The organism is Endozoicomonas sp. G2_2, assembly GCF_017744135.1.
In the GTDB taxonomy this organism is placed as follows: Bacteria; Pseudomonadota; Gammaproteobacteria; order Nevskiales; family Salinisphaeraceae; genus Salinisphaera.
In genome coordinates, this window is sequence record NZ_JAGHQU010000001.1 from 129174 (window position 1) to 142646 (window position 13473).

Annotated in this window: 9 protein-coding genes; 4 read left to right on the forward strand and 5 right to left on the reverse strand. The window is 66.5% G+C overall.

Going from position 1 to position 13473, the window contains the following annotated elements:
- Positions 1-169: 169 nt before the first annotated feature.
- Positions 170-1279 carry an FAD-dependent oxidoreductase gene (locus J7355_RS00600; protein ID WP_209058896.1) on the reverse strand — a complete coding sequence of 370 codons (1110 nt, stop codon included), beginning with the start codon at positions 1277-1279 and terminating at the stop codon, positions 170-172.
- Positions 1276-1719 (reverse strand): rhodanese-like domain-containing protein, encoded by a 444-nt coding sequence (locus J7355_RS00605; protein WP_209058897.1) that lies wholly within the window; start codon positions 1717-1719, stop codon positions 1276-1278. The genes J7355_RS00600 and J7355_RS00605 overlap by 4 nt, the downstream gene beginning before the upstream one ends.
- 225 nt (positions 1720-1944) lie before the next feature.
- Here J7355_RS00605 and J7355_RS00610 point away from each other — a divergent pair, with 225 nt between their 5' ends.
- The 3 genes from J7355_RS00610 to fhuB are packed head-to-tail and all read left to right on the forward strand — an operon-like array spanning position 1945 to position 5605.
- On the forward strand, positions 1945-2712 hold the full coding sequence (locus J7355_RS00610) for an ATP-binding cassette domain-containing protein (protein WP_209058898.1): 768 nt from the start codon (positions 1945-1947) through the stop codon (positions 2710-2712).
- A 50-nt stretch (positions 2713-2762) separates the two neighbouring features.
- Positions 2763-3653 (forward strand): ABC transporter substrate-binding protein, encoded by an 891-nt coding sequence (locus J7355_RS00615; RefSeq protein ID WP_209058899.1) that lies wholly within the window; start codon positions 2763-2765, stop codon positions 3651-3653.
- Positions 3650-5605, forward strand: a complete 1956-nt coding sequence (gene fhuB, locus J7355_RS00620; RefSeq protein WP_209058901.1) for a Fe(3+)-hydroxamate ABC transporter permease FhuB — start codon at positions 3650-3652, stop codon at positions 5603-5605. The genes J7355_RS00615 and fhuB overlap by 4 nt, the downstream gene beginning before the upstream one ends.
- A gap of 181 nt (positions 5606-5786) precedes the next feature.
- Here fhuB and J7355_RS00625 read toward each other — a convergent pair whose 3' ends face one another.
- From J7355_RS00625 to fhuF, 3 genes are all read right to left on the reverse strand, one after another.
- Positions 5787-7868: a TonB-dependent siderophore receptor gene (locus J7355_RS00625; protein WP_209058903.1), complete on the reverse strand. Its 2082-nt coding sequence runs from the start codon at positions 7866-7868 to the stop codon at positions 5787-5789.
- Positions 7869-7992: 124 nt separating this feature from the next.
- Positions 7993-9657, reverse strand: coding sequence for a multidrug ABC transporter permease/ATP-binding protein (locus tag J7355_RS00630; RefSeq protein ID WP_209058905.1), 1665 nt, complete (start codon positions 9655-9657; stop codon positions 7993-7995).
- Positions 9657-10490 carry a siderophore-iron reductase FhuF gene (gene fhuF, locus J7355_RS00635; protein WP_209058908.1) on the reverse strand — a complete coding sequence of 278 codons (834 nt, stop codon included), beginning with the start codon at positions 10488-10490 and terminating at the stop codon, positions 9657-9659. The genes J7355_RS00630 and fhuF overlap by 1 nt, the downstream gene beginning before the upstream one ends.
- 160 nt (positions 10491-10650) lie before the next feature.
- Here fhuF and J7355_RS00640 point away from each other — a divergent pair, with 160 nt between their 5' ends.
- Entirely contained in the window at positions 10651-12204 is a 1554-nt protein-coding gene (locus J7355_RS00640; RefSeq protein WP_209058911.1) for an NAD(P)/FAD-dependent oxidoreductase, read from the forward strand.
- Positions 12205-13473 lie beyond the last annotated feature (1269 nt).

Here is a 13473-nt window from a genome sequence, read left to right on the forward strand (position 1 = left end):
CCGTACGGTGCGCGTCAACGTGTATCGCCGTGCGTATGCTGCGCCCGGGGACGGGCACGCGCCGCGAGGCGCAAGCATGCCTGCGTTTGGCCGTAAACGCCGCGCGGCGATGGCGCAGCGCAGCACGTGCCGGTCGGGCGTAGCCGTGCGCGCAAAATGCGCCCGAATGTCAGCGATAGCTGTCGATAAAGCGGCGGTCCAGCCAGTGCTTGAGCCACGCGCTCGTGCGCCCGTGCCACCAGTGCTTGCCACGGGTCGCCAGCCCGGTGCCGTCGCCGAGATCCAGGATCGACAACCATTTCGATTGCGGCGTGTAGCGCTGCAGCGGTGCGCCGGTCGCGACGGCTTCCAGATTGGCCAGCAGTACCGGCGCCTGGCGCACCCCGAATACGCCCAGACGCGGTCGGTCGTGCGTGTCGCTGCGAGCACAGTCGCCGACCGCGAACAGGCGCGGGTCGTCGACGCTGCGCAGCGTGTCGTCGACGACCACGCCGTCATCGAAACGCAGGCCCAGCCCACCGAGCCAGGGGGGCGCGGCCAGCCCGGTGGCGAGCACCACGTGATCCGCTGCGATCGACACATCGCTGTCGAGCGTGAGGGTCGCGCCGTGGCGCTCGACGGCCCGCGTGTTGAATTTCAGCGTGATGCCCATGGCCTGCAGGCAGTGGGCAAGACGGCGGCTGGCGCCGGCGGGCAGGGCCGGGGCGAGGCGGTCGTGCGCCTGCAGCAGGGTGACGGTCGACGGGCGCGACGCGCGTCGGGCGAGTGCGGCGATATTGGCCGCGATCTCGCAGCCGGTGGCGCCGCCGCCGACGACGACCACCGCGGGCGTTTCGCCGGCGTCGTAGGCGTGCTTGAGTGTCCGGTGCAGGCGGTCGAGCTGCGCGATCGGCTTGACCGGCCAGCAGCTCGTGTCGTCTGCGCAGCCGGCGATCGCATGCTGACGAACACCACTGCCAACGTTGACGGATAGCCAGTCGTAGTCGCAGTGCCGTCCGTCGTCCAGCCGAACTTGTCGTGCCGCGCGATCGATGTGCTCGACACGCCCGGCGATGAATCGCCCGCCTGCGCGTTCGATGACCTCACGCGGATCGATCTGGTCCTGCGCCGCGGTGAACTGCCCGCCGAGCATGCCGGTCGCGCGGCCCGAGTACCAGAACGTGCCCGGGTCGATCAGGCTGACGTCGAGCCCGGCGCGCGCCAGCCGGTCGGCGTGTGCGGCAACGTGCAGATGCGCATGGCCCGCGCCGACCAGCAGGGCCCGCCGAGTGGTGGTCACGGCGCGGTGTCGTTACCCGGGCGTTCGACCGGGTAACCGGCCGCAGCCCAGTCCGCATAACCGCTCTGCAAGGCCTGAACGTCGGTGTAGCCGTTGGCGGCCAGGGCCGACGCGGCGCGCGCCGCCCGTGCGCCCGCGGCGCAGTAGGTGACGACCGGCGTGTCACGCGTGACGGTGATCTCTGCCTGCTGTTCGAGACCGCCCACCGGGTGATGTACGGCGCCCGCAATATGGCCGTTCGCCCATTCATCGGGCTCACGCACGTCGATGAAGCGCGCGCCGTCCTGATAGGCCGCATAGGCCTGTTCGAGCGCGATGACGCCCACCGGTGTCGGGCGTTTCTCGGCCGTGGCCTGCGGTGCAGGGTGGTCGGGCGGAGGTGCGGCCTCGCGCTGTTCGGAAAAGCCGAGCCAGGCGCGCAGTTTCTGCAGAATCGACATGACCGGTCGTTCCTTGGTTGAGGCGATAGCGATCAGCTTAAGCCCCCGACGCAAGGCTCGCGAGCATGTGCGCCGGCGCCCGGGCGGCGCGCTTCGCGGGCTTTTGCGCGGCGGTAAGGCGGCGCGCCTCCTTTTTGATAAGCATTCGTATTTAGCTTATTCTCCAGCTGTCTTTGCCGAATCACGCGCGGCCGCGCGCCGACCGCGAACGCCGCGGAGAAGGTCATGTTCGAACTCAATGCCGCCCGCTTCGAGGTCAATGGCCGTTGCCTGCTCGAAGCCACCGACCTGTGCTTCAAGCAGGGTCTGGTCTATGGCTTGATCGGACACAACGGCTCCGGCAAATCCACCCTGCTCAAGCTGATGGCGCGCCAGCAGTGCGCCAGTTGCGGCGAGATCTGTCTCAACGGGCGTTCCATCGATCGCTGGGGGCATCGCGAGTTCGCGCGCGAGGTGGCCTACCTGCCGCAGCATCTGCCCAGCGCGTCCAGCCTGACGGTGCGGGAACTCGTGGCTTTCGGCCGCTACCCCTGGCACGGGCTGCTCGGGCGGATGTCGCGCGAGGACAAGCGCCAGGTCGAACGCGCGCTCGATCTCACCCATACCGCCAGCATGAGCGACCGCATGGTCGACACGCTCTCCGGCGGCGAGAAGCAACGCGTCTGGATCGCCATGCTGCTGGCCCAGGGCAGCCGCTTTCTGCTGCTCGACGAGCCGCTGTCGGCGCTGGATATCGCCCATCAGGTCGATACGCTGGCGTTGATCCGCGAACTGGCCGGTTCGCTCGGGCTGGGCGTGATCATCGTGCTGCACGACGTGAACATGGTCTCGCGTTACTGCGACCACCTCGTGGCGCTACGCGACGGCCGGCTGCTCGCACAGGGGGCGCCGAGCGAACTCATGCGCGATGCCACCCTGGAAGCGATCTACGGCATCCGCATGAGCGTGATGCCGCATCCTGCCGACAATCACCCGATCGCCGTCGTCCAGTGACGCGGGCCGTACGCGCGCGACGCTTCGCGGGCGCGAGGCGCTCGTGTCTTGTGGGCTGGCTCGTGGGGCTGGCCCTGTTTGTTTCGGGCGGCCTGGGCGTGGCGAACGCGCAGCCCACGCCGCGCGTCGCTGCCATCGACTGGGGCCAGGCCCAGACGCTGATCGCGATCGGCGCGGCGCCGGTTGCCATGGCGCAGATCGCCTCGTATGGCGACTGGGTCGGCGGCCCGGCCGTGCCGGATTCGGTACGCGAACTCGGCCTGCGCGTACAGCCGAACATGGAACTGCTGTCGCAGCTGGATCTCGACGCGATCACGATCACGCCGATGTACGCGAACTCGCGCACGCGCCTTGCCCAGGTCGCGTCGGTCGAAAGTATCGATGTCTACTACCACGAGGGCTCGGCCTGGGATAACACCGTCGAGTCCACCCGCAAGCTCGCCCGGCTGGTGCACCGCGAGGCCGCCGCCGAGCAGCTGATCGAAACGACCCGGGCCGACATCGAGGCGGCGGCCAGACGCCTGCCTGCCGATCCCGAGCCGCTGCTCGTCATCCAGTTCATCGATGCCCGTCATGTGCGCGTGTTCGGCGACAACAGCCTCATTGGCAACGTCATGACCCGCATGGGCGTCGCCAACGCGTGGCAGGAACAGACCAATTTCTGGGGCTTTGCGTTGGTGCCGATCGAGCGCCTCGCGGCGATCGAGAATGCCCGCATGGCCGTGCTCGATCCCATGCCGGTCGGCGTGGCCGAGGAGATCGCCAGCAGCGTGCTCTGGCAGAGCCTGCCCGCCGTGCGCGACCGGCCGATCCTCGATCTGCCCGCGGTCTGGAGCTTTGGCGGGCTACCCTCGGCGACGCGTTTCGCGCGCGGACTCGCCGCGGCCTATGATGGCCGCGAGACGGCGGGCGAAACCGAGACGCCGGAGAGTGCGCCGTGACGCCCACGCGTCTGTGCAGCCTGTTTCTTGTCGTGCTCGGCGTGGCCTGTGTGTGGGCGCTGGCCACGATCATGCCGGGTGGCCTGGGCATGTTGGCGGCGCCCGGCGATTCTCTGACCGGCATACTGCTGCGCTACAACTGGCTGCCCCGGCTCGTGGCATCGCTGTTGGGCGGTGCCGGGCTCGCGCTGGCGGGCGTACTCATGCAACAGACGTTGCGCAACCCGCTGGCGGCACCGACGACGCTCGGCGTGGTCAGCGGCGTGCATCTGGCGTTGTTGCTGGCCACGCTTTTCGCGCCCTGGCTGTTGCTGCATGTGCGTGGCGTGGTGGGTTTTGTCGGCGGCGCGGCCGCCATGGGGCTTGTGTTCGCGCTCGCCTGGCGACGCGCGCTGGCGCCCACGGTCGTCGTGCTCGCGGGGCTGGTTGTCAATCTCTATCTCGGCGCGCTGGTGGTCGTGCTGCTGCTGTTCAATCAGGAAGCGCTGCGCGGGATGATGATCTGGGGCGCCGGTTCGCTGGCCCAGAACAACTGGGACGGCGTGTTCTACCTGCTGCCGCGGCTGGCGATCGGCGCGTTGGCCGCCACCGCGCTCTCGCGGGCGCTCGCGCTGCTCGATCTCGATGATGTGAACGCGAAGAATCTCGGCGTGTCGCTGCAGTATCTGCGCGCCGGCGCGCTGGGCGTGGCCGTGTTCGTTGCCTCCGTCGTGGTGGTGGAGCTGGGCGTGATCGGTTTCGTCGGCCTGGCCGCGCCGTCCATCGTGCGTCTGGCCGGCGCGCGTACGCTCAAGGCGCGGCTGGTCTGGGCGCCGGTGCTCGGTGCGCTGCTGCTCGCGGTGACCGATCAGGTGCTGCAGCTGACCACCCACGATTCCGCCGCGCTGATTCCCACCGGCGCCACCACGGCCGCGCTCGGCGCGCCGCTGCTACTGTGGTTGATTCCGCGGCTCAACATGCGCCGGCCGGTGCCGCAGACCATGGCCGAAGCGCCGACCGTGCGCCTGCGGGCGCCGTCGCGGTTGCTTTTGGCCCTCGTGGTCGCGGCGGCTGCCATGGTGGTGATTGCGCTGCTCGTCGGCCGCGGTGCCGACGGCTGGACGTGGCCGTTGCAGCTGCCCTGGGCCGAAACCGGCGCCTGGCGTCTGCCGCGCGTGCTCGCGGCCGGCGCCGCGGGGCTGATGTTGTCGCTGGCGGGCACCATCATTCAGCGCGTGTCGGGCAATCCCATGGCCAGCCCCGAAGTGCTCGGCATCAGTGCCGGTACCGCCATGGGCGTGCTCGCGGTGATTCTGCTATGGCCGGCGGCCGGTACGTCGGTCATGCTCGGCGCGGGCATTTTCGGCGCCTTCGCGACGCTGGCGCTGCTGGTCGTACTCAATGCGCGCAGTGACTTCGAGCCCGAGCGCGTGCTGCTCACCGGCATCAGCGTGCTGTTCCTGTTCGACGCGATCTCCAAGATCGTGCTCGCCGGCAGCGACCCGCGCACCCAGCAGCTGCTGGCCTGGATGTCGGGCACGACCTACTACGTCGATATGCCGCTGGCGCTGACCGTCACCGCACTTGCCGCGGTTCTGCTGCTGGCGACGCGCCCGCTTGCCGCCTGGCTCGACCTGTTGCCGCTGGGTGTGCCCACGGCACGCGCCCTGGGGGTGAACGTGACCTTCAGCCGACTGTTGTTGCTGGCTGTGGTGGCGGTGCTCACCGCGGGCGCGACGCTGGTGGTGGGGCCGCTGAGTTTCGTGGGGCTGCTCGCGCCACATATGGCGCGGCTGCTGGGGCTTACGCGGGCCCGCGAACAACTGGCGGGCGCGGTCGTCATCGGGGCGCTATTGATGATTCTGGCGGACTGGGCCGGCCGCGTGGTGCTGTTCCCGAGCGAGATTCCGGCGGGTCTGGTCGCGACCCTGATCGGCGGCAGCTATTTCATGTGGCGGCTGCGGCGCATGTGACACGATCCCGCAACGCCGGTCGCCATGACGTGTGGCGATCACCCGGCGTGGGACAGTGCCGCGTGGACGTCGTGGCGCACGGGCTATCCGGCTCTCAGGTCGACTCGCGCGAGGGCGTCGGGCAGCGGCAGGTGTGCCGATGCCCCGCGGCTGTTGCAGCCGCGGGGCATCCGGGTGTTGCTTACCAGCGATAGCTCAGATTGCCGAGCACGCCGCGCGATTCGCCGTAGTAGCACCAGTAGTCGCAGCTGGCCACGTATTCCTTGTCGAACACATTGGTCACGTTGACCTGGGCACGCCATTGCGGCGATACGTCGTAGCTGACGGCGGCGTCGAACACGGTGTAGTCGGGCACGGTGATGTCGCCGTCCACGCTTTCGCCCACGTAACGTCCGCCGCCGCCGAGCGTAAGCCCCTCGGCGACGTCACCGGCGAAAGCATAGTCGAGCCACAGCGAAGCCTGATGACGCGGAATGAGTGCGGCGCGCAGGTTGCGCTGCTCGACGGATTGATCGACCCGCGCACTGGTATACGAGTAAGTGGCGGTAGCCTGCAGGCTGTCGGTGAGATAGCCAACGGTCTCGAGTTCCACGCCTTGTGATTCGCGGGTACCAGCCTGGGTCTGAAAACCGGCCGGCGACGTGATGAGGGTGTTGCTCTCCTCGAGATCGAAAACGGCGAGCGTGGCGTAGCCGTCCCAGCCGTCGGGCGCGTATTTGAGCCCGGCTTCCCACTGCTGGCCCTCGCGCGGCTCGTAGAGCTCGCCCTCGGCCGTGTTGCGGCCGAGCGGATCGAAGGACTCCGTGTAGCTCAGATACGGCGACAGCCCGTTGTCGGCGAGATACATCAGGCCGCCGGAAAACGAGAATTCGTCGTCGTCCGAACGCTGGGTGACGCCGGTGGTGCGGTTCACGTTGTCGGTCTTGGCGTCGTCGTAGCGCACCCCGCCGAGCAGCACCCAGCGATCGTCGAGACGAAACTGGTTCTGGATATAAAGCCCGGTCTGGCGGGTATCGATAGCGCGGTCGATGCGCGCGCTTTCGGGCACCGGATCGAAGTTGCCGTACTGCGGATCGAACAGGTCGATCGGCGCGCCGAAGGAGAACAGGTCGGCCTCCTCGCCGCGGATCTGCAGATCCTGATAATCGAGGCCGATGAGCAGCGTGTTTTCGGTGCGCCGGGTGGCCCAGCGGCCGACGAAGCGGTTGTCCACGGTCCAGCTTTCGGTGGTGCCGTCACGCAGCGTCAGGCCCCGCGAACCCTCGCGCTCGCCGGAGCGCGCGAGCACGTAGCTGCTGCGCAGGTCGAGATCGAGATGGCTGTAGCGCAGGTTCTGTTCGAACGTCCAGGTGTCGTTGACCGCATGCTCCAACTCGTAGCCGAGCGCGCTCTGCGTGCGGCGGTCGCGGTCGTAGCCGGGTTCGCTGTAGTTGGTCTGCGGGTCCACCTTGCCGAAAGGCGTGTCCTGAACGGTGCCGTAGGGCAGTTTGAACGGGTTGGTGGGGATCCCGTCGTCGTGCTGGAGGCTGGCAAGCAACGTGAGCGACGTGTCGTCGGAGAAATCGATGTTCATGCTCGGCGCAACGTAGACGCGGTCGTTCTCGGTATAGTCGAGATCGCCGTCGCGCGACTTGTAGAGCCCGACGAGACGGTACTGCACCCGCTCGGATTCGTTCACCGGGCCGGATGTATCGATGCCGATGCGGTGATAGCCGCGCGTGCCGATGCCGAAATCGACACGGCCGCGCGCCTCGCGCGTCGGGCGTTTGCTCACCGCGTTGATCAGGCCGCCGGGCGGCGCCTCGCCGTAGAGGATGGACGACGGCCCCTTGAAGACCTCGACGCGTTCCAGGCCGTAGGGCTCGGGCAGCCACTGGTAGAAACCCTCGCGATAGATGCGCAGGCCGTCCTGGTAGGTCGATTGATCGAAGCCGCGGATCTTGAACCAGTCGGTGTTGTTGTCGGCCCCGTAGTGGCCGGACAGCACGCCGGCGCGGTAGCGAAACGCCTCGTCCAGACTCTGGACGTTGCGCTCCTCGAGCTCCTGCTCGTCGACCACGGAGACCGGGCGCGGTGTTTCGGCCAGCGGGGCCTCGACCTTCAGCGCGGTTTCGGCAATGACCAGCGGGGCAAGCACCCCTTCGGACGATGCCGTGTCCTGCGCCAGACCGACCAGCGGCGCAGCAGCCGTCGCGATACCGAGCACGAAACAATGACGATGCAGCCGAAGCGGCTGGATCCCGGTGAAAGATGCCTTGGACATGATGTGCGGCCCCCAGAGAATGCGTTGTTCGCCGGCCGTCACATGGTCGACCCAGCCCCCAAATCGGATGATAATAATTCTCATTACGAGCGCGCAACTGCCGCGTCGTGCCGGGGGTGTGCCGTCAGCCGTCGTGCAGCTGGGCTATGGCATCCCGGCTGGCGCGCTCGCGCATTGCGCCCGTGAGTTCATGCAGCCGGCCGTCGCGCATTTCCAGCAGCCGATCGGCATGTTCGAAATAGCTGTCGTCATGACTGATCGCGAACACGGTATGGCCGCGCTCGCGAAAGGCGGGCAGCAGGTCGCGATAGAACACCCGCCGGAACTGCGGGTCTTGGTCGGCGGCCCATTCGTCGAGCAGCAGGACGTCGCGGGACTCCGCAAGCGCGAGCATGAGCGCGACACGCTTGCGCTGCCCCTGGGAGAGGCGGGTATCGCGAATCCGCGCGCCGTCGAGATCGAGCTTGTCGGTCAGGCCGAGCCGTGCGCGCCAGTCGTCGATGAACGGCTGGCTTGCCGGTGCCCCGTCGACGCTGAGCAGCCGGTCGAACAGATGGAAATCGGTGAACACGGCCGTGAACAGGCGTCGATAGGCGGCGCGATCGCTGGCCCGCACCGGCACATCGTCGATACAGATCTCGCCGGAGACCGGGCGGTACAGGCCGGTCAGCAGCCGCGCCAGGGTGGTCTTGCCGCTGCCGTTGCCGCCGATCAGAAAGACCAGTTCGCCGCGGCGCAGGGTGAGGTTGATCGGGCCGATGCCGAAGCCGCTGTCGCCTTCGGCATGGCCGTAGGCAAAGGTCACATCGCGTAGCTCGATGGTCTTCCACTCGCGCTTGATCGGCGCGGGCGTATCGAAGCGGGGCTCGTAGTCGGCCAGCGTGAGCGTGGCGAGCTTGTCGAAGGCGACCTGGGCGTTGATGAGCGTCGGCAGGGCGCCGATCGCCTGGATCATGGGCGTGCGCAGAAACAGGATCGTGAGCGCGTAGGTGGCCGCCACCGAGGTGCTGGCCCAGCCCAGGCCGTTGGCGAGGAAGAACACCACGCCGATGGCGCCGAGCATCATGATGTTCGCCCAGTTGTTCGCCGACAGATGGAAGGTGTCCGAGCGAATGATGTGATGACGATAGCGGCGCGCGTTCTCGGTATAGACCGAATCGAACAGCTGCCGTGCGCGGTCGCGGTTCAGGCCCAGTTCCTTGCGGCCGCCGATCACGGTTTCGTAATCCTGCTGGAGCGCATCCTCGGCGTCGCGGACATGGCGCAGATGGTAATAGACCCGCTGCACCAGCCAGGCGCCCACCGCCATGGTCAGGCCGATCCATGCGGCGGTGATCACCAGGATCTGTGGTGACAGCCAGGCGAGATAGCCGATGCTGGCAAGCGTCAGGATCGTGCCCTGTACCAGTTCCGGCAGGCGCACGAAGGCGATGGTCACGTTGCGGATATCCGCCGACAGGCTGGCCAGCAGCGGCGCGCTGCCAAGCGCGTCGATACGCTCGATATCGGTATCCATGATCCGCTTGACCAGCCGCGATCGCAGGTCGAACACGAACTGATGGCCGAGCACGGTCAGCCCGAGCTGGGCGACGAGCGACACGGCGAGCAGGAGCAGAATCAGGCCGAAGAACTGCGGCATCGCCGCCAGCGGGTTGGCCGTGGTCTCGATCAGGCGCTGATTGATGAACGCGATCACGCCGATGCCCAGCGCAGCGCTTGCGACGCTGGCCACGAGTACGCCGATGAACGCAGCGCGATAGTCGCGCAGGATCAGACGAAGCAGGGCCATCAGCGGCCGACCGCGGCAGGCGTGGCCGCGTCGTAATGCACGACCCGGGGACAATTGGCGCACAGCCCCCATTTCGAGTCCAGATCGCGCATGCAGCACAGCCGCCGGCAGCGCACGATCGGCTCGTCGTTGCCGTCGAGCGCACCGGGCTTGCAGATGCGGTGGGCGCGGTCGAAAGGGTTGAAGCCGCCGTCCGGCCGCGTGGGCGCATCCAGCAGGGCAGCCGCCAGCGCCACGCGGTCGGCTGGAATCCGGCCCTGGCGTGCCAGCTCGCCCACCACCCAGTCGTAGTACATCGCGGCGTTGCTCCAGAACACCCGCGCCGACAGCCGGCAGTAGCGCGTCAACGCCTCGACGAACGGGCAGAGCAGGGCATCGATGAGGGCGGACAGGTCGGCGCCGTCGCCGGCTTTGAAATACGGCGCTTTCACCACGAAGCAACGGGGCGTGGCATCGGCATGCCAGGCAACAGCCAGATCGGACCAGGCGCAGGTCAGCCGTTGATCGGTCGCGAGCTGGGCCACCGTGGTCGGGATGATCAGGCGGCTGAAGAACCATTTCGACCACTGCGACGCCGCGGCGCGATCGTCGTGACAGCCGCGATCCGTCTTGAACGCCGCAAGGCGTTCGGCGAACGCCTCCGCGTCGAGCACGTCGGCGCCGGGCGTCATGCGCGCCTCGTGTGGCGCCTGTGCAACGAGCGCGTCGTCGAAACTCTCGAGATGATCGTGAAAATGGCGAGCGAACATCGCAGCCGGGCCGGTTGGCGTGGTCCGGGCGGCCGGGGCGCTGGAAGGCGGGCCGTGGTCCGGATGGGAATGATTATCAGGCACGGTAACCCGCCAGCCCGATCACTGGCCAGCCAACGGCATTACCGTGCCGCCAGCGTCGTATCCCAAATCTGACATTGCGCCTTGTCAGAAACAGCGGAAATTGCTATTTTCACTCTCGCAGGCGCTGCCTGCCCCCATCCCCGATGCCACGGAGTGCCCCATGGCCGTTTCCGAACTCGTATCCCGTTTCAACCCGCTGTCGAGTCATCCGAAGATCGATACCGACATGCATATCGCCATTGTCGGTGCGGGTTTCTCCGGCCTGGGCATGGCGATCCGGCTCAAGGAGGCCGGCGTGGACAACTTCACGATTCTAGAGCGCGGCAGCGAGGTCGGCGGCACCTGGCGCGATAACCACTATCCGGGCGCGGCCTGTGACGTGCACTCGCATCTGTACTCGTTTTCCTTCGAGCAGAGCGCGACCTGGTCGCGCAGCTTCGGCCAGCAGCCGGAAATTCTCGACTACATCAAGCGGTGTACCGACAAGTACAGGCTGCGCGAGCACGTGCGCTTCGATACCACCATCGTCGGCTCCGATTTCGACGAGGAGGCGGGGATATGGCATGTGCACACGGCCGACGGGCAGATGCTGACAGCCAATGTCGTGATCTCGGCGGTCGGCGCGCTGGCGGACCCGGCGTGGCCCCCTATCGATGGCCTGGACGATTTCGCCGGCAAGCTCATGCACACCGCGAAGTGGGATGACGACTACGACCTGGCCGGCAAGCGCGTCGCGGTGATCGGTTCCGGCGCGAGCGCGATTCAGGTGGTGCCCGAGGTCGCGAAACAGGCCGACCAGCTTACGGTCTTCCAGCGCACGCCGAGCTGGATCATGCCCAAACCGGATCGGCCCATTCCCGAGGAAAAGCAGGCCGAATACCGCGACGCGCCGCACAAGCTGCATCGGCGCCGCCTCAAGATCTACTGGATCAACGAACTCTTCGCGCCGTTCGTGATTTCGGATTTTGGCCCGCTCAAGCGTGTGGCCGAGAAGATGGCCAAGTCGCACATTCGCAAACAGGTGAAGAGCGCGGCACTGCGCGAGCGGGTGACGCCCGACTACAAGATCGGCTGCAAGCGCATCCTGATCTCGAACGACTGGTATCCGGCGCTGCAGCGCGACAACGTCGAGCTGATCGCCGACGGCCCGGCGCGCATCACCGAAAACGCCATCGTCACAAAGGACGGCCGAACGATCGAGGTCGACGCCATCGTCTGTGCCACCGGCTTCAAGGTGCCGAGCAAGGCCGCGCCGTTCCCGGTAACCGGCCGGGGCGGTCTCGATCTCGATACGGCCTGGGACGACGGCGCCGAAGCCTACAAGGGCGTGACCGTGTCCGGCTTTCCCAACCTGTTCTTTCTGATGGGCCCGAACACCGGCCCGAGCCATACGTCGGTCCTGGCCTTCACCGAACAGCAGATGGATTACACGCTGCAGGCGATCGACCATATCGCGAAGAAGAAGCTGCGCTTCATCGACGTCAAGAAGTCGGTGCAGGACAAGTTCAACCGCGGTATCCAGTGGCGGATGAAATACACCTCGTGGACTTCTGGCTGTAACAGCTGGTATCTGACGGATTCCGGCAAGAACACGACGCTCTATCCGGGCTTCAACTGGGAGTACCGGCTGCGGCTGATGCGGTTCAAGGCCGGGGAGTACGAGGAAGTGAGGCAGGTGGCGTCCCGTGCGGCGGGGGTGCGCAAGGCGGCTTAGTATCTGGCGGCGTCCGGGGTCGGTGCTTATTGGTGTGAGGTTCGGAGCTTCGAGTTTGGTTTCGCTCACGAGGTTGTCTGACCTTCAATTTCGCGCTGCTGCACGACTCACTTTCTTTTGCTTGTCCAAAAGAAAGTAAGCAAAGAAAAAAGACACCCGGGCGCAGCGCCGGCGCTTCGCGCCGGTTCACTCCGACAAGCAGCGGCGACGGGATGCGGCCCTGGTCAATTAACTAGGCTCGCGTCGCTTTGGCGACGCTCAAACAGGCTGGCCGCACCGGCGCAGTGCGCCGGACACCCGTCGCCACTCCGTGTCTCCATCGCTGTGCAACGGGCCTGAATACACAAGCCAAGACGAGCCTTACTAACCTGCTGAGCCGACAGTCGTCAGTGGACCGCGCTTCCTCGGACTCGCCTTCGGCATCGTCCGACAAAGGTCGCTTTGCGATCTTGGCGAAGCGTCAGCGAGCCGGTCTTCGTTTGTATTGGTCCCTTGGGCGCAGCGCCGAGCAGTGGAGGCCGCAAGCGGATAAGACAGCCGGATGTCTGAGTCGCGCGTAGCGCGGCGAGTTTCCGGCTGTCCTCTTTCGGCCGGAGCCGCGCAGGGCATCGGCGCGAAGGGCCGACGCAAGACAGGGTGTCTTTTGTTTTGGTGACTTTTATTTGGACAAGCAAATAAAAGTCACTCGCACAACAGTGCGAAACCCCAAGCAAAAATCCACCCCAACGTTGATTCAAAGCGCGCGACTTCGAGCAGCGATCATGCTCTAGGGCTTCCATCCGCTTGTCGCACTGCCCATTTGGCGCGGGCATGCGAAATGCCAAACCGACCGAATCGCTGCCATTGAGTCAGAACACGCAGACTCTCGGCATGCGTTTCTCGGCTCTGCGCAACAACGTCAGGCGAAGGATATGCCCACGCCCGACAACGACATGCCCGAACGGCACGCAGCATCTATTGATAGTTATTTTATAACGTAATATATTGGATCGTCGTTCACGCCAGTGAACTGAAAAACCGATTGGGGCATGGGGAACAACACGTCACGCACTGCGCTTTTGGTGGCCGTGTTGCTATGCGGCCAGGCGCTGACGCTCGTCCATGCGTTCGATCACCCGGTTGCCGCGGCGCACGCCGACCATGCCTGCCCCAGCTGCGGCCACGGGCACTTCGGCAGCGCGCCGCCGCGCGAAGCCCTAGACCTGGCCGTGATCACTGGCGCGCGCGAACCGGCCGCCTACGGGCGATCGTTCCCTGGTCATCCCGACT